Annotated in this window: 19 protein-coding genes; 11 read left to right on the top strand and 8 right to left on the bottom strand. The window is 37.0% G+C overall.

Annotated features, from left to right (window positions below):
• Positions 1–16 precede the first annotated feature (16 nt).
• From ACM9HF_RS00200 to ACM9HF_RS00180, 5 genes are all read right to left on the bottom strand, one after another.
• Positions 17–430, bottom strand: a complete 414-nt coding sequence (locus ACM9HF_RS00200; RefSeq protein ID WP_473613500.1) for a hypothetical protein — start codon at positions 428–430, stop codon at positions 17–19.
• Positions 431–837: 407 nt separating this feature from the next.
• Entirely contained in the window at positions 838–1,068 is a 231-nt protein-coding gene (locus ACM9HF_RS00195; RefSeq protein WP_473613499.1) for a type II toxin-antitoxin system RelE/ParE family toxin, read from the bottom strand.
• A 60-nt stretch (positions 1,069–1,128) separates the two neighbouring features.
• Positions 1,129–1,410: a type II toxin-antitoxin system Phd/YefM family antitoxin gene (locus ACM9HF_RS00190; protein ID WP_473613498.1), complete on the bottom strand. Its 282-nt coding sequence runs from the start codon at positions 1,408–1,410 to the stop codon at positions 1,129–1,131.
• Between the two features lie 338 nt (positions 1,411–1,748).
• Positions 1,749–2,609, bottom strand: coding sequence for an alpha/beta hydrolase family protein (locus tag ACM9HF_RS00185; protein ID WP_473613497.1), 861 nt, complete (start codon positions 2,607–2,609; stop codon positions 1,749–1,751).
• Positions 2,610–2,999: 390 nt separating this feature from the next.
• The gene (locus tag ACM9HF_RS00180; protein ID WP_473613496.1) at positions 3,000–4,343 is read right to left on the bottom strand and encodes a Fic family protein; all 1,344 of its coding nucleotides are present in this window, start codon (positions 4,341–4,343) and stop codon (positions 3,000–3,002) included.
• A gap of 237 nt (positions 4,344–4,580) precedes the next feature.
• Here ACM9HF_RS00180 and ACM9HF_RS00175 point away from each other — a divergent pair, with 237 nt between their 5' ends.
• Positions 4,581–4,721: a polysaccharide lyase family 7 protein gene (locus tag ACM9HF_RS00175; RefSeq protein ID WP_473613495.1), complete on the top strand. Its 141-nt coding sequence runs from the start codon at positions 4,581–4,583 to the stop codon at positions 4,719–4,721.
• 306 nt (positions 4,722–5,027) lie between these two features.
• Here the strand turns inward: ACM9HF_RS00175 and ACM9HF_RS00170 are convergent, their stop codons facing one another.
• Positions 5,028–6,446: a polysaccharide lyase family 7 protein gene (locus ACM9HF_RS00170; RefSeq protein WP_473613494.1), complete on the bottom strand. Its 1,419-nt coding sequence runs from the start codon at positions 6,444–6,446 to the stop codon at positions 5,028–5,030.
• A gap of 578 nt (positions 6,447–7,024) precedes the next feature.
• Between ACM9HF_RS00170 and ACM9HF_RS00165 the strand changes: the two genes are divergently transcribed.
• The 8 genes from ACM9HF_RS00165 (at position 7,025) to ACM9HF_RS00130 (ending at position 17,202) form a co-directional block, all read left to right on the top strand.
• On the top strand, positions 7,025–8,659 hold the full coding sequence (locus ACM9HF_RS00165) for a glycoside hydrolase family 43 protein (RefSeq protein WP_473613493.1): 1,635 nt from the start codon (positions 7,025–7,027) through the stop codon (positions 8,657–8,659).
• 24 nt (positions 8,660–8,683) lie between these two features.
• On the top strand, positions 8,684–10,462 hold the full coding sequence (locus tag ACM9HF_RS00160; protein ID WP_473613492.1) for an IlvD/Edd family dehydratase: 1,779 nt from the start codon (positions 8,684–8,686) through the stop codon (positions 10,460–10,462).
• Between the two features lie 51 nt (positions 10,463–10,513).
• Positions 10,514–11,701, top strand: coding sequence for a fumarylacetoacetate hydrolase family protein (locus ACM9HF_RS00155; RefSeq protein WP_473613491.1), 1,188 nt, complete (start codon positions 10,514–10,516; stop codon positions 11,699–11,701).
• Positions 11,702–11,736: 35 nt separating this feature from the next.
• Positions 11,737–13,329, top strand: coding sequence for an aldehyde dehydrogenase (NADP(+)) (locus ACM9HF_RS00150; protein ID WP_473613490.1), 1,593 nt, complete (start codon positions 11,737–11,739; stop codon positions 13,327–13,329).
• Between the two features lie 82 nt (positions 13,330–13,411).
• Positions 13,412–14,338, top strand: a complete 927-nt coding sequence (locus ACM9HF_RS00145; protein ID WP_473613489.1) for an SMP-30/gluconolactonase/LRE family protein — start codon at positions 13,412–13,414, stop codon at positions 14,336–14,338.
• Positions 14,328–14,828, top strand: a complete 501-nt coding sequence (locus tag ACM9HF_RS00140) for a cupin domain-containing protein (protein ID WP_473613488.1) — start codon at positions 14,328–14,330, stop codon at positions 14,826–14,828. Before ACM9HF_RS00145 ends, ACM9HF_RS00140 begins: the two co-directional genes overlap by 11 nt.
• A 52-nt stretch (positions 14,829–14,880) precedes the next feature.
• Positions 14,881–16,221 carry a glycoside-pentoside-hexuronide (GPH):cation symporter gene (locus tag ACM9HF_RS00135; RefSeq protein WP_473613487.1) on the top strand — a complete coding sequence of 447 codons (1,341 nt, stop codon included), beginning with the start codon at positions 14,881–14,883 and terminating at the stop codon, positions 16,219–16,221.
• Positions 16,222–16,233: 12 nt separating this feature from the next.
• Positions 16,234–17,202 carry a D-2-hydroxyacid dehydrogenase gene (locus tag ACM9HF_RS00130; protein WP_473613486.1) on the top strand — a complete coding sequence of 323 codons (969 nt, stop codon included), beginning with the start codon at positions 16,234–16,236 and terminating at the stop codon, positions 17,200–17,202.
• Between the two features lie 17 nt (positions 17,203–17,219).
• On the opposite strand, the gene ACM9HF_RS00125 is transcribed toward ACM9HF_RS00130, so the two are convergent.
• Entirely contained in the window at positions 17,220–17,702 is a 483-nt protein-coding gene (locus tag ACM9HF_RS00125) for a cupin domain-containing protein (protein WP_473613485.1), read from the bottom strand.
• Between the two features lie 542 nt (positions 17,703–18,244).
• Here ACM9HF_RS00125 and ACM9HF_RS00120 point away from each other — a divergent pair.
• Complete coding sequence (locus tag ACM9HF_RS00120) at positions 18,245–18,598, top strand: DUF4870 family protein (protein WP_473613484.1); 354 nt, start codon at positions 18,245–18,247, stop codon at positions 18,596–18,598.
• A 159-nt stretch (positions 18,599–18,757) separates the two neighbouring features.
• Positions 18,758–18,898, top strand: a complete 141-nt coding sequence (locus tag ACM9HF_RS00115; RefSeq protein ID WP_473613483.1) for a hypothetical protein — start codon at positions 18,758–18,760, stop codon at positions 18,896–18,898.
• Between the two features lie 27 nt (positions 18,899–18,925).
• Here the strand turns inward: ACM9HF_RS00115 and ACM9HF_RS00110 are convergent, their stop codons facing one another.
• A complete protein-coding gene (locus tag ACM9HF_RS00110; RefSeq protein ID WP_473613482.1) occupies positions 18,926–21,073 on the bottom strand; it encodes a methyl-accepting chemotaxis protein in 2,148 nt (715 codons plus the stop codon).
• Positions 21,074–21,077: the final 4 nt, after the last annotated feature.

The following is a 21,077-nucleotide window of genomic DNA, read 5'->3' as shown; positions in this document are numbered from 1 at the left end:
AAACTTGTTTGTAGTTTTATTTAGTGCCAGTAGTCTCTTTGTCATTTTTAATAGGAGTATTAAAAGAGTCAAATCTGCTATTTTCATTCCAGTCAAGCTGAGATGGTGGCGATGCATAGTAGCTACCAGAACTAAAACAGTTATTATTCCAACTGGTATTCCAGTTGTTATTTGATTTATTATCACTCTCTACTGGTTTGTATTTACCGAGTGTAATTGAAGTTATCATTATGATAGCCCCAAACGCCATAAAAAAAAGTCCAGGCCCCTGACCCGAAAAAATGACTTTTAATGCTGTTGATTTAATCTCAAGGTTAATGTTTTCTTTTGCTACTCCATAAGTAAACAATCGATAACCTAAATAGCAGAGAAATATCGCTCCAAAGATTATTAATATTCTTTCAAAACCTCTTATTAACATAGGATCCATATTAATCTCCCCATAAAACTAGACATAATGACTCCCCACAAAGCGCTAGCCTCTATATCATGGGGTAACTTAAAAATAATAGCCACAGTTAGTTTTTAATGAAATAAACCAACGGCTAGCATCAATAACAATAGCATAATTTTTATTCGATTAGATACCCATATAACATTTACTCAACTCGCTGTTTTAAAAGACCAACGTGGCGCTAAACTCGACTCGTTAGGTAAAATAAATCCAACAAAGCAGCCTTTATTAAATTGGCAAGACAGGCAGTATGAAAACCTAAAAAGTGACGATAACAACCTGTATTAGAAAGGTGATTGTGATATTCAATTCGATGCGTAGATGAGGTGTAATGTGGGAAGCGCCCATGGTTAAAAATTAACTATTGATGCCATAGGCTCTTGTTATAACTCAATATCACTCAAGCTAAGCAACTGACGACTATTACGTAAAGTTAGTATTTTAATTTCATTTTCAACTTTATAGATAAGACGATAACTACCAAATATCACCTCACGATAATTTGTACCTAACAACTCGGGTACTTCTCTGCCTGATTCAGGTTGAAAACCGAGTAAGTCTGTGCGATCAAATATATCATTAACCCATTTTGTCTGCAGCCGAAGGTTTATCAAGAGCAATAAACTTAGCGGATGCTTCTAGCTTTTCTAACGCTAAAGGAGACCAAACCACTTTCAAGGATTAATACTCTTTAAGATTTGCGCGCGAGCATCAGAATTAGAAATACCTAATCCAGCAGAAAGCTGTGCTTCAGCTTTTTGGATTTCTTCAAGTAGTTCAATTTTCTCCTGCATTGACTCATATTCTGCCACATCGACAACTACAGCTACGCCTTTTCCTCTTTGTGTTATTACAATTGGTCTTCTTGTTTCGTTAATTTGACGAATAAATGAAGCTGCACCAGCTCTAAAATCAGAAAGTGGTTGAATATCTTGATCAAAATGAAGTCTAGTCATGAGTAACACCTTTAGTTGTACTTTATATGGTACAAAGTATAGTTAAAACTAGATACCAGTACAAGGCTTTGAACTTAAGTCATAGACACAATGACTCCCCACAATGCGTTAACCTCCATATTGTGGGTTAACTTAAAAATCAGAGCCATAATTAGTTTGTTAATGAAATAAAGTGGATGCTAGTATGAATAACAATAACATAATTTTTATAGGATTAATCCTCATAAAAAAATCACACAACTCGCTGTTTTAAAAGATGAATCGAGCTATATTAAAGCGTTAAAAAGCAAGAGAGCGTCCTTGCTAAAATATGCTGTTTACCACCTCAGGACGTGCTGTTATGTACCTGAACTACCAAATAGAACGTCAGCGCAATGTGGAGTTAACGCTGAAGAACTATGACCAATTCCTTGAATTACATTTACGTTAACAATTCCATTAACCCCATAGCGCTTTGCATTTTGATTCATTGCGCGCGCCCAACTATTTGCAATTTCTATGCGCGTATTACCGCTGTGTGCAGGCCTTTTAGGTTGAGTCTTTATGTCTTTACTTCCAATAACGATTGAAACTTTTTTCGCAGCTAAAGCGTAATTTCTAAGAGATTTAGTGATAAAAACTTTATTTGTGCTACCGTCTTTCCACTTTAAACTCTTAGAGAGGTTTCCTGCGCCATAAGGCCATTTACTTGATGTTGTAGGGTAACTGTACCGGCCTGCTGCGCTCACAACAGCATGAATCACCTTGTTAGGATGAGTAACAACATACCTATTAACAAACTGTCCACCGGCAGAGTGACCGTATAAATAAAAACGCTTACTACCTGAGCTAGTTTGAAATGAATAACGACTTACAAGTTTATTAACGAATTCATCAGCAGGAACGTATTTGCCAAATAAATTCCTATATCCACCAAAGCCACCACCTAGGTTACCAAAACGTGACGTATCGAAAACGGGTGCAATTAATAATAATCCATATTTGTCGGCATATTTGATCCAACGTGATATATATTTCTTTGCGACATCTGAAGCTTTATCTCTTTTTGATAACATACCGTGAGCAATAACTAGAATGTTTTTTGGGGTTTCTTCAGGAATATAAACAAAATGATCACCTTCATTATTTCTTTTTTGGATAACTTCAGCATTTAGAGATAATGACAGGCATACCCCAATAAAGATTAATAATTTACGCATGATTCACCGAAGGTACATAGACATAATGACTCCCCACGAGGAGCTAGGCTCCCTATAGTGGGTTAACTTAAAAATCAGAGCCATAATTAGTTTGTTAAAGAATTAAAGGCTAGCATGAATAACAATAACATAATTTTTATAGGATTAATCCTCATAAAATATTTACACAACTCGCTGTTTTAAAGACGAATATAACTATACTGATAATCAGATCATTAGCATTTAAATAGATAATAATATTTGTTTAGTTATCAATTTTGGTATTGGTAAACAAGAACAACCTACGATGAAACAACTTATCTTGAGGCGTTAAAAGCAAAGACTCGCCCTTGCTTAAATATGCGTTAGAAAATACGATTTAAGGCTTTTGGTCCACCTCAGGGCGTGTTGTTATTTCCTATTATTTAATTTAGAAAGTAAATCTGAAGGAGCTATATAAATTAAAGTTTTACCATCTTTGGTTGTAAGAAATAGTTTTAATTCTGCTAATTTTGCTAAATATGTTCTAGCCGTATTAGCAGAAATGCTATAAGAATTAGATATTTCTTTAGCGCTAAATATCCTCCCTGGCTCTTTCACTGCTTTCTTTATTAAATCTTTTTGAATGAAATTTAGCTTATTTCCCAAAGTTGTTTTTTCTAATATTTCAGCTATTTTTTTAAATTCATTTGTCTTGTTACCTAAGTATGTTTTCAACTCATCAAAGGCATGAAAAATAATATCTAATTGAAAATAAATAAAATAAGTTAAATCATTAGAGTCCTTTTCTGTATACATGTAAGACATTCCATATTCTTTGGGTTTTTCTTTTAATAACTTACTAATAGAAACAAATTTAAATAAAGTATATTCACTTTTAAGCATAAACCAATAAAACAATGCTCTTGCTACTCGACCGTTTCCATCTCTAAATGGGTGTTCATAACCCACCATAAAATGAAGGATAATTGCTTTAATAATAGGATGAACAAAGTCACAGCCATTTAAGCCAGAATGATCTTCATTAGCAAAATCACATAATGTCTGAAGCCTGTCGTCAATTAAATTAAAATGAGGGGGCTGATGCGCAATATTTCCATCACCATCTTCGATATATATATCATTGTCTTCTCTAAACTCACCGGGAATTACACTATTCTCTGTAGTCCCTTTTGTTGCTATTCGATGAAACTCTAAGATAAGATCTAAAGTTAGCTTCTCTTTTTTATTTTGTTCTGCAAACTTCAAAAGAAGATAATTATTTAATATCATTCTCTCATCTTCGTCTATTGGCTCTCTTTCATCTTCCAACATTTTTTTAGCTACTTCACGGGTAGTCGAGGCACCTTCAAGTTGAGCACTTGTAATAGCTTCTTCCATAATTAGAGATGAAACTAAAAATTTGCTTTGCAAATGTTCACTAGCAGCTGTATCTGAAACTGCGCCTACATTACCGCCAGCTATTTTTACTAGTTGATATAATAAAGCTTCCATAGAGTGAGGTGTACAATATAAAAAAGGCTCGTTATCTTCACTTTTAATTTGAAGAGATTTGTACTGTGACATTCTTTTAAACTTTACAGTTTTCCATATGTTTTCAGCATCCGCTTTAGGTACTCTCCACTTAAGTTGGCTCCAATGAAGATATTTACCTTCATCATCAGTAACGTCATATTTATTAAGGAAAGGAGTTATTAATTTAAAATCATCAGGGAAATTTAGTTTAGGAGCTTTTTCCACTCTAGGCTTAGCCATATTCTCTACTTTTACTATATGCGTTTAAAGTAACTTCAGTATACTAAAGCCAAAGTGTAACGCAAATTTTAAATTTTGAGTTTATAGCCGTATAAGATTTAATTTACACACTTATCAATTGGAAAATGAACGTACCGGTTGATTTAAATAACGATAAGAAAATTGACGAAATCAGCGTTGAAGAAATGCAAACGTATTTTCACCCTGATTTTTTCTATCTTGATGCTAGATAACAATATGGTATTTACCACACCTAATAAAGCGATAACAAAGGCTAATTCAATTAATACGCGTAGTGAGTTACGTCAAATGCTACGTGGGTCAAATAGCAAAATTAAAATGAGTGATCCTGCTACCGAGTTTGCTGTAATTGTTTAATTTCTGATAACTATCTTGGTAGTTTTAAGTAACCTCAGCTCGGGTTAAGCAAAATTACTCAACATAAAAACTATTCACTATTTCCTGAAACAACTCAGTTCTAATTAAGTGTTTAAAAGCTAATCTAAAAAATAACTAACAACTAGCTGTATTACTTGGTGGTTTATAGGTTTTAGCAAAAGTGGAGTAAATCAGGAGAAGATAAAATAGAGGATGAAATACTCATTAACCTAAAACAAAAAAGCACCGAAAATATCAGTGCTTTTGTCTCTATTAACATTAATACTAATCTTAACTATTCATTTATTAATGAGTATTTTCTATTTTATAGAAAGTCGCTTGAACGTAATCCTTTTCTTCACCACTATTATTCTGATTATATACACCAGCTTTAAAGTACATATACTCATTAGCAATGTCGTAACCACTGTTAGACATATCAATAATTTCAGTGATATCTTCCTCACCATCACGAGTTAGAACGAAAGTCAGTGAATTACCAACTACCGTAATTTTATAGCCAAAACGTTCGTTTAATTCTATGCCGTTACTTGGATTAGATGCACTTTGTAAACGAGTGCCTATCAATTCATAATATTCATCATCTCCATCACGTATTTCGTGAGCCAAATAGATAGAGCCTTTCTCGTTACTTGGTAATTTACGGTAATAAACACGTATAGGTTCATCATTATTTGCATGAATTTGACCAATAATTACTCGGCCTACCTGATTAGCGTCACCTGTTGTTGTAACATGGTTAACGGCTAACTCAGCAACAAGTTCACCATCAACGCCACCCGCTTTATCTTGCTCATTTTGTGGTGCACTTGAAAACACCCAGTTATTAGCATTAACACCTTGTGTGCTAATACTTGTATTGCCTCTACGTAACATCTCTCTTAATTCAGTACGAGTATATTTTGTGTTTACTGATGTTTTAGTACCTTCAATTGGGGCTCTAAAAACTAAACCGTTATCAAGAGAATTGAAAAAGAATTCTGAGTTGAAATAATCATCATTTAACTCATTCTCCCAAATACTTTCTGATTTCATTGCCGTATCTTCATCAACCGGAATACTTAAATACCAATCAATTAATTCAATGTTAGTGGCAACATCCGACTGACAACCGAAAGCTTCAACTTCAACAATACTGCTACTGTTATCAACATTATTACCTGTAGAAACAATTTTAATAAACTTAGCTGTTGTATCTGTTAGATCGGTAAATACACCTCTATCGGTAGACTCATCACTTAGCTCTGAAGTCGCTAAAGGAACCCAAGTACTATTGTCAGTTGAAACTTCAATGTCGTAACTATAACTGCGGCTATCTTCATTTAACCAAGTAATAGATACCCCTTTAAGTAAAGCAGCTTGTTCAAGTGTTAGGGTTAAAGACTGGTTCATGCTAGTTGTAGACCAGCGTGAAGTGCTGATAAAACTGCCGTCAATAGCATTACTTGCTGGGTAACTTGTACTTGAATCTGAAGCAACAGCGCTGCTAAAAGGCAAAAAAGCGAGTCCACTACAAGTAATATCAGCTTGTGGCTCATTCGTTTCTTCAACAGGAACATCTATTACAGGAGCTTCAACAACAGGAGTTTCTGTTTCAACAATAATTACTGAACTTGAAGAACTAGGATTATCTGACGTAGATGAACCACAACCAGCAGCAAGTAACAACGGACATAAAAGCACAACTTTATAATTTATCAACACACCAACCCCGATAACTTTATATTTATAAGAAAAATTAAATCTAACTATTTAAATGTGACCTAGTTTAGACATTAAACCAAAAGGTAATACCAATATATATTACCAAAACATAAAATACCAGTTACCAAATTTAGTTTAAGCTTAAATTTATCTAAAAGGCGTAAAAATTAATGTGTTTTAATTAAGTGGCTATCGGGTTTTTAACTTTGAGATCGTAATATGCAATAACCTTTACTCAGCATTTTTAAATATCGATGTTACTAAGTAACATGAAATAACAGTTTAAAATCACTATAAACCCCGTCAAAATCAAAATATTTATTGTCTTTTTTACCATAAGAGGCCAATCTATATAAATCCCTTTAATTACGTTGCATACAGGCTAGATAACTGTTATCAAAACTCACGCTAAAACCACAAAAAAGTAATTTTTATGGGGTTCGTTACTTGCTATGTTACCGGGAACATTTTAAGATAAAAAACATAAAATCAGAGTACAAATTGTTATCACCTAAAATTTGTACCTACGCTTTGTTTGAATCGTTAGATTTTTACCAACCTGAGACGTAATGATGGAAATGATCAACAATCCAATTTTAAAAGGCTTTAATCCAGATCCCGTTATCTGTAATAAAGGCGAAGATTATTATATCGCTACCTCTACATTTGAGTGGTTTCCTGGTGTTCGTATTTATCATAGCCAAGACTTTATCAACTGGGATTTAGTAGCCACGCCATTAGATCGTGTTAGCCAATTAGACATGAACGGCATACCCGACTCAGGTGGTGTTTGGGCGCCCTGCTTAACTTATAGCGATGGTTTGTTTTGGTTGGTGTATTCAAATGTAAAAAGTGTTGATAGTCCTTGGAAATCTGGCGACAACTTTCTGGTTACCGCAGAAAATATTGAAGGCCCATGGAGCGAACCTATCAAATTAAAATTTGGCGGTTTTGATCCTTCCCTTTTTCATGATGATTCGGGCCGTAAGTTCATCACCTATCGTCAATGGGGGGCTAGGCATCACAGTAATCCACATAACAATATAATTATTCAAGAATATTTTCATGACGAGCAACGCTTATCAACCGACCGAAAAATCATTTTTGGTGGCACACACAGAAAGCTAACTGAAGCACCGCATTTATATAAAGTTGATGAATACTATTACCTTTTAGTGGCTGAAGGCGGCACCGTTTACGACCATGCTGTTACCGTATTACGCAGTAAAAGCGTGCTTGGGCCATTTGAATTACACCCCGATGAAACTATTTTAACCACCAGCGATAAGCCTGAAGCTGTTTTACAAAAAGCTGGTCATGGTTCAATGATCAAAACCCATTCAAATGAATGGTACATGGTGTTTCTGGTGAGTCGTCCGTTACCTGACACTATTAAAATTACCGATAACAAAATTTCAGGTTACTGCCCTCTAGGCAGAGAAACGGCTATCGACAAAATAGAATGGCGCGATGGTTGGCCTTATGTGGTTGGCGGAGCACACACTAAGCTACAAGTTGAAGCACCAACTTTTGCTGCATTTTCTTCTACAAGTAAAACAGCAACATCTCATGCCTCGTCAGACGATTTTATCGATAATTTTGATAGCAATACGCTACATCCAGAATGGCAAACATTACGTGTTCCTTTTTGTGAAAAAATGGGAGCGTTAACAGAATATAAATCAGGGTTAAGATTGTACGGACAAGAGCCGCTTATTTCTCAATTCCCTCAATCAACCCTTGGGTATAGATGGCAGCATTTTGACTTTGACGCAACAACCTCGCTGTCTTTCACCCCAACTAACGAGCAACAAAATGCAGGTATAGCGTGTTATTACAACACTAAAAACTGGGTTTACTGTTTTGTTGATTTTGATGAAAGCCTTGGCATACGTGCGCTTAAAATTATTCAGGTAGATAGAGGCGAAGCTTCTTATCACCTTTATGAACAACCCATACATATATCTGATTCTGTTACCAGCATATCGCTAAAAACTTGCGTGAGTGGCTCTTCTTTAACGTTCAAATATTCGTTCGATTATGCAGCGTGGCAACCATTAAATATAGTTTTCGATGCTTGGAAACTTTCCGATGATTACGTAAAAGGCAAAGGCTTTTTTACCGGCGCATTTATCTGTTTGCATTGTTCAGACTTAAGTGGTGAAGGCATTTTTGCTGATTTTCATCAATTTAAATATACCCCTAATCTCTAAAATTTAGCTAATAAAGACAAACAAATGAAATTAAATAAACAACATCGTTTTCGATCACAAGATTGGTTTGATAACAAAGAACATATTGATTTAGCGGCTTTATATTTAGAACGTTTTATGAATTACGGTATTACGTCTGAAGAACTACGTTCAGGTAAACCTATTATTGGCATAGCGCAATCAGGCAGCGACTTAGCGCCATGTAATCGCATTCATCTTGAACTAACAAAACGCGTAAAAGATGGTGTTAGAGCAGCAGGCGGTATACCGATTGAATTTCCAGCGCATCCTATTTTTGAAAATTGTAGACGCCCTACCGCTGCCCTTGACCGTAACTTAGCTTACTTAGGTTTAGTAGAAATTTTATTTGGCTACCCCATTGATGCGGTTGTATTAACCACAGGCTGTGACAAAACCACACCTTCAAGCTTAATGGCGGCTTCTACTGTTGATATTCCAGCTATTGTTTTATCAGGTGGTCCAATGCTTGATGGTTGGCATGATGGTGAATTAGTAGGTTCTGGTACGGTTATTTGGCGCTCAAGAAAGCGTTTAGCGGCAGGTGAAATTGATGAAACTGAGTTTCTTAATTTAGCCATGGACTCTGCCCCTTCTGCCGGACACTGCAATACGATGGGTACCGCATTAACCATGAATTCGGTTGCTGAAGCTTTAGGCATGTCGTTAACTGGTTGTGGCGCTATTCCTGCTCCGTACAAAGAACGTGGTCAAATGGCTTATCGCACCGGTGTTCGTATTGTAGAAATGGCTTATGAAGATTTAACACCATCAAAAATATTAACACGCGACGCTTTTGTTAATGCCATGAAAGTTATTTCAGCCCTAGGTGGATCAACCAATGCACAACCTCACCTTATGGCAATGGCTCGACACGCAGGTGTTGAAATAACCGCTGAAGATTGGAATGAACTTGCACGACCTATTCCGTTACTTGCCAATGTTCAACCTGCGGGTAAATACCTAGGCGAGCGTTTTCATAGAGCCGGTGGTGTTCCTGCCATTATGTGGGAATTATTAAACGCCAATAAACTCAATGGCGATGTATTAACCATTACGGGTAAGCCATTAGCTGAAAACTTACAAAACCTACCTAAAATCGACAGAGAAGTGATTAAGTCGTTTGATGAACCTATGTTGAAAGATGCCGGTTTTGCTGTATTTTCTGGCAACTTTTTTGCTTTCGCCATTATGAAAACCAGTGTTATTTCGCCTGAGTTTACGCAACGTTTTCTTTCTGAAAAAGGTAACGAAGGCGTGTTTGATGCGCGTGCAATAATTTTTGAAGACTCGGAAGATTATCATCAACGCATTAACGATCCTGCATTGAACATTGATGCTCATTGTATTTTAGTTATTCGTGGCGCAGGGCCAATCGGATGGCCAGGTTCGGCTGAAGTTGTAAACATGCAGCCGCCTGATTACTTAATTAAACAAGGCATTACCAGCTTACCTACTTTAGGAGATGGTCGCCAATCGGGCACGTCAGACAGCCCTTCTATCTTACATGTTTCTCCTGAGAGTTCTGTTGGTGGCGGCTTAGCCTATTTAAAAACAGGCGATATGTTACGTATCAACATGAACAAAGGCACATGCGACGTATTGCTACCAGAAGGTGAATTTGAAAGTCGTAAATCAGTAACACATGTGACACCACCAAAATCACAAACACCGTGGCAAGAAATTTACCGCGATACGGTTGGCGATTTATCACAAGGTGCGGTTATCGAGCTTGCCACTAAGTATCAAGGTATTTCTAAAAAACTACCTAGGCATAATCATTAATTTGGCACCGGTAATTAACACTTAACTTAGAACAAACATAAGATACTTATTATGCAATTAGAGCAATATTTACCATCAGATCAATATGCCGGCACCTTAATTGGTAGAGCTTGGATACCGGCTAAGTTAACTAAAAGCACAGCCAATTGTGGTGGTCCGTCGCCAATCTGGTTGAACGACTCAAACGTTTACGACTTATCTTCATTAGCGCCAACTTGTTCTGACATTCTTAATAAAGGTATTACTAAGCAAGAGTTATTAGCAGGTAACTTTCCTGTTATTGGTCGTGTTGAAACCCTTATCGCTAACTCAATAAATCATCCTTGTAATACCGACTATTTACACCTTTTAGCGCCGTTTGATTTACAAGCAATAAAAGCTTGTGGCGTTACCTTTGTTTGTTCGATGATCGAAAGAGTGATTGAAGAAAAAGCTAACGGCAACCCAGAAATTGCCAAAGGTATACGTTCTAAAATTGATGAAACCATAGGATCAAGTATTGAAAATTTAGTGCCCGGTTCTCCTGAAGCATTAGAGCTAAAAGAAGTATTGATCAAAGAAAACATGTGGTCGCAATACTTAGAAGTAGGCATTGGCCCTTATGCTGAGGTGTTTACTAAATCGCAATCTATGTCGTCTGTTGGTTTGGGTGCACAAGTCGGTATTCACCCTATATCAAGCTGGAATAACCCTGAACCTGAAATGGTACTTGCCGTTAACAACCAAGGAGCCATTGTTGGGGCAACGTTAGGAAACGACGTTAACTTACGTGATATTGAAGGTAAAAGTGCTCTACTTTTAGGTAAAGCAAAAGACAACAATGCGTCATGTTCTATTGGGCCATTTATTCGTTTATTTGATGAAACCTTTACCCTTAACGATGTTAAATCAACTCAAGTAACATTGAAGGTAAAAGGCGACGATGGTTACGAGCTTGAAGCCACCAATGATATGACGCAAATCAGCCGAGACATTGAAGATCTTGTCGCACAAACAATTTCAACATCGCATCAATACCCTGATGGTTTTGCACTATTTACCGGAACTTTATTTACACCAACACAAGATAGAGACGAAGCCGGTAAAGGCTTTACACATAAACCTGACGATCTTGTTGTTATATCTGCCAGCAAGCTTGGCGCTTTACAAAACAAAGTTCACTTTTCAGACCAAATTCCACCTTGGGAGTTTGGCATTAGCGCGCTAATTAAAAACCTTGCCCAACGTAACTTACTTTAACAGCCCAACTGAACCAAATTAGGAATATTTAACTTATGTACAAGCTAACACAACAATCATATATCGCCGGATCATGGGTTACTCCACAAGGAGCTGCATTCAATGCACAAAGCCCTGCTACTCAAGCGTTATTAGCTGATCATAATAATTGTCTTGAAGCAGACGTAAATAATGCCATGCAAGCTGCGCAAGATGCCTACCCTGTTTTTAGCCAACTTTCACCAGAAAAACGTGCTGAATTTTTACTTACTATCGCTGAAGAAATTGAAGCTTTAGGCGAGCAACTACTTAACGTGTGTGACCAAGAATCTGGATTAGGTTTACCAAGATTAACCGGCGAACGTGGTCGTACTACAGGTCAAATTAATGCTTTTGCACAAATCGTTAAAAAAGCGAGTTGGACACAAGCCAGTATTGACACCGCGATACCTGATCGCGCTCCTTTACCTAAACCAGATCTACGTAAAATGTTAAAGCCTATTGGGCCAGTTGCTGTATTTGGTGCTTCTAACTTTCCTTTTGCTTTTGGCACCTTAGGTGGCGATACCATTTCAGCACTTGCGGCGGGTAATCCAGTAGTTGTTAAAGGTCATCCTTCTCATCCTGCGACTAACGAACTCATGGCTTATGCTATTGGTAAAGCGATTACGCGCTGTGAACTTCCAAAAGGTGTTTTCTCGTTATTGCAAGGCAACGCTATTCCATTATCCGTACAACTGGTTTGTCATCCATTTACTGAAGCGGTTGGTTTTACAGGTTCTTTAGCAGGTGGGCGAGCAATAATGGACGCCGCAGCTAAAAGAGCTAAACCTATTCCTGTGTATGCAGAAATGGGCAGTGTTAACCCAATGTTTTTCACTAAAAACACACTAGATAAATCGGGCGAAGCCCTTGCTCAAACGCTTGCGGGTTCTGTATGTATGGGAACAGGCCAATTTTGTACATCGCCAGGCGTTATTGTTATTCAAAAGAACGACGCTTTTGTTAGTACCTTAGCTGAAACAATGAATGCTAATGCGAAAGGCTTAATGCTAAATGCAGGTATCGGACAAGCGTTTTTAAAAGGTGTTGGACAGTTTATTACAAGTGGTGACGTTGAATGGGTTAATAAAAATGAAACCAGCTTAGCCTCGTCAATAGACAATGCTTTACTATCACCAAACGTTGTATTAAAAACAGCGGCAAGTGCTTTCTTACAAAATCCACAACTACAAAATGAAGTATTTGGTCCTGCAACTTTAGTGGTTGAATGTGACGATGAAATTGAATTTTTAGCAATAGCTAAAGTATTAGAAGGTAACTTAACTGCCAGCATACACGCCGTTGATGAAGACAACGCTTTAGTTAAAGAACTACTTGTTTTACTGGAGCAAAAAACGGGGCGTATTATCTTTAATGGTTTTCCTACTGGTGTAGAAGTTTGTGGCTCGCAGCATCATGGTGGCCCTTACCCTGCTTCATCAAATGGCGCTACAACCAGTGTTGGTATTGACGCAATTCATAGATTCACTCGTTTTGTTGCTTACCAAAATACACCAGCACAGTTATTACCCGCAGAGTTACAAGATACCAACCCTTATAACATTGTTCGTCGCATAAATGGCGAATTTACTGCAAACGCTATTTAAGCTGCCCTGCAATAGTTTATTGTAAAACGTTTAAAACCTTCTCTAAAAGGAAGGTTTTAAAAAATCAAAGTTAAGGATGTATATGTCTCAGCCAATCATTAACGAGAACGCCAAATTAGTACACAAAAGCCATTGTCGAATAGGCGAAGGTGTTATTTGGTCGGTTGCCGAGCAAGCCCTTTATTGGACCGATATTTTAGGCAATATCGTTTATCGCAATAAAAATAACGTGACTAAATTTTGGCCACTGCAACAAAGTTTAACCAGTATAGGTTTTACCACTGACAACACCTTAGTGGGAACATTTTACGATGGTTTTTACGCTTTAGATCTGGTCAACGGTGTACACAAAAAAATAGCGGCGCCTGACTTAGATTATTCAACCATTCGCTTTAATGATGGCGCTGTTGATACTCATGGGCAATTTTGGGCTGGCACTATGCACACTGACGATCCTATGAACAATGCCCTAGGTTCGCTATACCGCTTTGATGAAACCGGACAACCAAGCCTGCAAGACGATAACTACTATTGCACTAACGGCCCGTGCTTTACCGCTGACGGAAGCGTTATGTATCACACCGACACCTTAGTTAATCAAAAAATATATCGTTGCGAGCTTGATGCAAAAGGCAATTTTGTAAGTCGCTCAACCTTTCTACATTTTGATAAAGAAGGTACCTATCCCGACGGTATGTGTTTAGACAAAAACGGTAATTTATGGGTTGCACTTTGGGGTGGTTGGGGCGTTAACCAATACTCACCTGACGGCACTTTACTGCAACATATTCAGTTACCCGTTGCACAAGTAACTAAGTGCATTTTTGGTGGTGAGAATTTAGATACTTTATTTATAACAACAGCGTCTGAATATTTGTCTGATGAAGATAAAACTAAACAACCTTTGGCTGGCTGTTTGTTTTCAGTGAAAACCAATACGCAAGGCAGAGCAGAAAATTTATACCAACACACATTATCACAAGAAAAGGTACTGAATCATGAACAATAAAACATATTTAAAAGCTATTAGCTTAACACTTTCATTTACATTAGCGAGTGCATGTTCTTCTATCGCTACTAATGAAATTACGCCCAATAAAACCACAGCCAACACTGAAAAAGCTACAGAACAAAAAGCAACAATTCAATCAAGCATTGTAAGTTTTGAAAACGCTCATAAAACCCCATACGACCACAGTGTGTTCCATACCTATTTTATGGGCGATACCACAACAACAAAAGAAGCCATTGTTGGAATAGCCGTAATTGAACCAGGCCATGAAATTCATCCCGCTCATCAACACGAAGACGAAGAATATTTATTAATTATAGAAGGTTCGGGTGTTTGGACATTAAACGGGGTTGAAACACCTGCTAAAGCTGGCGATGTACTGTACGTATCGCCATGGGACATGCACGGTATATTCAATACAGGCGATGTGCCAATGAAGTTTTTTGTTACCAGAGCAAAAGGTAAAAACGTGACCATTAAACAATAAAAACACGTACTCATAAAATAACAATAATAATAAATAGCTAGGAACAACCAACATGGCAACAACAACCCCTTTAACAACAAAGTTAACAACCAAAGAAAAACTCGCCTATGGTTTAGGTGACACTGGTAGCAATATTGTTTTCCAAGTTGTTATCGCCTTTATGATGTTTTATTACACTGACGTATTCGGAATTACCGCAGCAGAAGCCGGTACGTTAATGTTAGTTGTACGAGCATTCGACGCAATAACCGATCCTCTTATGGGTGCTTTAGCTGATAGAACAAAATCTCGTTGGGGCCGTTATCGTCCATACTTATTATGGATGGCGATACCTTTTTCATTACTCACCATTATTGCTTTTATAACGCCTGATACGTCTCATGCAAATAAACTTATATACGCTTACATTACCTATTCTTTAATGATGCTAGCGTACACGGCCATTAATATTCCTTACTCCGCATTAGGTGGAATACTCACAACAGACATACAAGAAAGAGCCTCAGTGCAAGCTTGGCGTTTCGCTATGGCTAAAGCGGGCGGACTTATTGTTGCCCTACTTACTCTGCCCCTTGTTGCTTATTTTGGCCAAGGCGATGAACAACTTGGTTTTACTTTAGCGATGACAGTGTTGTCGTTAGTTGCTATGGCTTGTTTTATCGCATGTTTTCTTTTTACGAAAGAACGTGCGCAAGAAGTTACCGAAAATGCTCCAATTAAAACTGATATATTTGCTGTATTAAAAAATGATCAATGGCGCGTATTAGCCGCAGTCACTTTTGTTGTATTGATTACTGTAGCTATGCGTGGCGGTGTTATGGCGTATTACGTTACCTACTATCTAAAACATGAAGAGCTTGTAAGCTTGTTCATTACCGTCAGTATGTTTGGTGGCATATTAGGTGCTTTAATGTCGAATTGGGCTATAAAGTTTATATGTAAAGTTAAGTTAATGAAAATTGCTTGTTTAGGTATAGCAACAACGAGTGCCATACTTTATTTTGTACCTGCAGACAAAGTATACCTAGCTCTTTCTGTTACGCTAATAACACAGTTTTTTCATATGATATTTATTCCATTATTGTTCTCAGCAGTACCTGACACTGTAGATTATAGTTTGAAGAAGTCTGGCAATGGCCCTATGGCAATGAGTGTTTCAGGACACTTACTTAGCTTAAAATTTGGTATTGCTATTGGTGGAGCACTAACGGGTTGGATGCTTGCAGGATATGGTTATCAAGCCAATGTAGAACAAACTCAGTATTCACTTGATGGCATTATTATTATCTTTGCTGCTAGCCCAGCTATTGGTGCTTTAATTGCGTACGTATTATTGAATTTTTATAAACTTGACTACACATGGTCAAAAACAATGAACACAACCACCGAATAAGGCAGTACAACAATGAAACTTTTAATGTGGATAGACGCTAAGTTTATGGACACGGCTGCCAACATAAAACTACATGAATATGCCGGAAACAGAGACGTTCTAATAACTACAAATATTAACCTTGTTTTAGAAAACGCTTCTGACATCAACATAGTTTTAGGGGATTTTCCAAGAGAGTATTTAGCTTCACTCCCGAAGCTAATTTGGTTCCAACAATTTGGAACAGGAGTTGAGTGGCTAAATAGTCACCCTAATTTAATTCAAGCTCCCTTTTTATTAACCAACTGTTCAGATGATCATCACGATGTTGTTGCTGATCACCTAATGGCGTTAGTACTCAGTATTACCCGCGGTATTCCACAGTTTGTTAATAGCCAAAATAAAAAACAATGGCAGCAAACCAGCCTTACCAACTGCGACAACTTGTTTCAACTTCGTGGTAAAACCGTTTTAGTGGTCGGGCTTGGTTCGGTGGGCTTAGCTATTATTAATCGCTTAATCCCTTTTGGCGTTAACATTATTGGCGTGCGTAAAAACATCAGTAAAAGCGTTAACAATATAAGTAAACTTTATAGTATCGACGAGCTAAACCTAGCAGCTCAGCAAGCTAATATCGTTATTACCTGCTTACCGCGCACCGACGAAACAACGCATTTATTTAATGATGCGTTTTTTGAAGCCATGCCAGAGCCAGGATTTTTCTTTAATATTGGTCGTGGAAATGCCGTTAACGAAACGGCCTTGGTTAATGCTTTAACAACAGGACAACTAAAAGGTGCAGCAATCGATGTAACCATAGAAGAGCCATTAAATAAAGAATCACCTTTATGGACAGCGCCTAATTTACTTATTACCCCACACGTAGGCGGCACCTATAACGATGTAATACAAACATGGCGAGATGTAGCGTTAGACAACCTAGCCTTGTATGAACAAGGTGCTGAGCTTAGAAATGTAGTTGATAAAGAATCGGGGTATTAACCGGACAACTTCAAACTTTATATTTTTTTACCACCATTAGGCTCGTAAACATTATCAATATCTACAAGATTCCAAGGCATATTCTTTTGACGATAAATACGTTTATTGAGCTTAGGGTAATCACCTACATCGTGCTCTAATCGTTGCCCAACTACCAAGCACTTCAAAACTGTATTACTGTTATTACGTAGCAAATGCGCTTCGCCACCAGCACGATATCCAATAAAATCTCCAGCTTTTACAGTAAATTTTTCATCGCCAATTACCGCCTCTGCAGAACCTTCCAGAATATAAGCACATTCATCCTCATGGTAATGTTTATGAAACTCAGTTGACTCATGACCTGGCTTAACTTCAATAATATGAATACCAAAGCCAGTTAGACCAGTTAAATCGCCAAGCGACTTATTAATTCGTTTAGCGTTATCGTTCAAAAAATGAGTTTTAGATAGACCTTGAAACTCATCTATCTCTTCTTTAGTTATTATATATTTATCCATAACATCCCCTGTAGTTTCTTTTGAAATTAACAATAAACAACAATTTAAAATAACGTAAAACCACTTATAGTCAAATTTTTTGGTTGAGATTGTATTGATAAAACGATAAAGAATAATGCAAACTTAGGTCTGTTGACCTTTCAGGTATATTTTTGCCGCAGTCTATTTGATTTTTATACGAGACATAGTGATTGATGTGTGGTCGTTCCACATAAAATCACTATAACGATGTAGAAATATCAAACAGGCGCTGCCCAAGGGTTCATTTAAAAGCGATTTATTCTTCGTTGCCTACATGGGAGCATATAATCTGTAAACCTTTTTTACATAGAATGACTATGTGACAAAACGTTTGCCTTGCCTGCACGGATGCAGGTACTTAGGTTTTGTTTGGAACGTAAAACCTGTGACTAAAACGCTTTTAAATTGAACGAAAATCATACTCGAAAGTTCAGCAGGCCTTAGTTATCATTTGCATTAGTTTTAATTTAACATCATCATAATATAATCAATAACTAAGCCTATTTTTCAAAGGATATAAGATGAGCGAAGAAATAATTGAAAATGATCCAACTAATAAAAATCCCGCCAAAATAGTTTACATACTTTATTTGATTGGGCTTTTCTTTGGTATCACCGGAGTAATTGGCGTAGTTATGGCTTATGTGAATAAAGATGACGCTTCACAATGGTTAAAAACACATTACCAATTTCAGATCCGAACCTTTTGGATTGGCGCTCTTTATATGTTTTTAGGCTCACTACTTTCGTTAGTATTAATTGGTTGGTTTATTCTTTTATTTTGGATTGTATGGTTAATTATACGTTCAGTAAAAGGACTTAAAGCACTTGACTCTAACAGAGCTATTGAAAACCCAACAAGCTGGTTATTCTAACTATTATGTATTTAACCCAAAGCAGAAAATAATATTTTATATTACGTAGTATTTAACTAAATATCGGCATTAACCGATAGAGCACTCCTTATTAAAATAAATGCTTCACCTACAGGAAGTAGATGCTTAGGTTCAGTCTGGAACGATGAACCTGTGTATTTGAGCATTTATTCTTCATCTAAAATAGGTCAATTAATTAATGCCTTTGGTATTAGCCCTATTGGGTATTATGCTGTATGGCCAGATAAATCTCGCCACGAAAACTTAACGTTAATGTTAGTGCGGTTTATTGCTGAATAGTGTCGATAATTACGTTTAAAAATAGCTCTATCGCTTATTACTTACTTTAAAAATACCCACAAGCTGTTGTAATTTATTTGCGGTGATATCTACCATATTTGAACTAGCCGCTAGTTCTGATATTGATCTTTCCATTCGTTGTGTAACTTCAGTAACCGTTCGGGCGGTTTCACCATTTTTAGCACTGTTTTGTTCAATAATATTTATCGTATCAAACATATTTTCTACGATAGAATGTAGCTCTTGATTTTCATTTGAAGCGGCCTCTGTTAATTTTAAACTTTGATCCACATCTTTAACGCCACACTCCATAAAGTTCACTGCCGTTTTAGTTTCTTCTTGCAGACCTTCAATCATATGCTTTATATCTTGAGCAGCTTCAGCAGTTCGCCCAGCCAAACCACGCACTTCATCAGCAACAACAGAAAAACCTCTACCATGTTTACCTGCTCTTGCCGCTTCAATCGCTGCATTAAGCGCTAGTAAATTGGTTTGATTAGTAATACCCGTGATCACATTAATAATACTACCAATCTCACTCATTCTTGCATCAATCGACTGAACCGAATTCGCCGTTGTTTCAACAATATCTCTTATAGCATGGGTACCTGAACGGGCATCTTCATAGTCTTTTTTAGCTTTTTGTACAACATTAGCCATACTGGATTTCATATTTTCAGCAGTGTTTGAAGCTTCTAAAATCACCTCGCGTTGACGCTCAATTAAACTTTGCATATGTAACATTGATTCATACACTTGATGTGAACTATTGTGGGCTTCTTCATTTCTATCCAACATCTGTTCATTCGTGTCTTTAACATTATTTGATGCATTAATAACCTGCCCGACAATGCCGTCTAAATTATCAATAAAACTATTTATCCAACGGCTCATATCGCCCGTTTCATCGTGTTTTATTTTGTCAGGATCTAATCGCTGAGTTAAATTACCTTCCCCTTCAGCAATGGTTCTCAAAACTTTGGTCATACCTTTTAAGCGGTTAGACACTTTATTGGTGCCAAACATTGAAAATATAAAACAGCTAAATAACGTAGTTACTCCCGTAATAGCATTCACTAATAATGTAGGTAAGTCGGTATAAGCAAGTAAACAACTGTGAATGGCAACAATGCTAGTAACCATTATAAAATATAGCTTCATCAAACTTAAATTGATTGAGCGCCTACGATAAACTTCTTCTAAATCGCCTTCACACATCATTCCCCAAGTATCTAACGAACCCGGTAGTTTAAAAGTCAGTCCTTTACCAATAACAGGGATATGTCGATAATCTGAATAACCAGGATAGATAACAAATAAGTTTTCACCATTTTTAATTGTTTCTCTTACCCCTGGATGCAGTTGTTTAGAGGCAGGATCTGTAAATCTAATTTCAAACTCTGTATGCCGCTTTATTTTAACAGTACCAAACCCTGTATTAATGCCAGACTTTAAGTTTTCGCCATGGCTAAAGGTATTATCTTCAAAACGAGATCGTGATAACGCAGTACCCTGTTCAATACTACGATCAAAAACTGAATCAACCATAAATAAATAATTATCGCCTGACTCAGGATAGATATGCCCAGCTTCTCGCTGAATTAAATCACCCAACACATCGTTAGGTACACGTGCACCAAGAATACCTACAACCTTACCTTGCTCAGTTATAGGTAAATAAAACATTAAAGTAACTTCATCATGAAATTTAGAGCTAGAAGCTCCTATTTCTAAGGTAATAGGATCAACATAAGGACCATGCAAGAACCGACCTTTACTGACTTGTGCTATCGCTTTAGTTTGATTATGAATTTGTCCAACACGATTCAAGTAGGTACTAGTAACAACGTTAGATTGCGCATCTAAAATAAATATTTCTGAAAAGTCGGGGGAAGACGAGAGTTTTTGTTGCAGTAAAGATTTGTTAGTTTCTAAATGCTGAACATCGATCAAATTATTTAAAGAGCTTAAATGATCCCATTGATTTTCTGCCCACATTTGAAGCAACTTAACGCGAGTTGAAGCAATACCCTCAAATGTTTGTTCAACAATTGAATAAGTACTTTTGTTCACAAAACACGACCAACCTAAAGAAAGCTTACCGTTACTCCCAAAAAAAGGTAACCAATGACGTTCTTTATCAGTTAACTGCATTAAGTGACTTTTCAACTGCATACTA

The sequence above is a fragment of the Colwellia sp. RE-S-Sl-9 genome (assembly GCF_048296855.1).
Classification (GTDB): Bacteria; Pseudomonadota; Gammaproteobacteria; order Enterobacterales; family Alteromonadaceae; genus Pseudocolwellia.
This window is presented reverse-complemented; position numbering and strand designations above follow the sequence as displayed.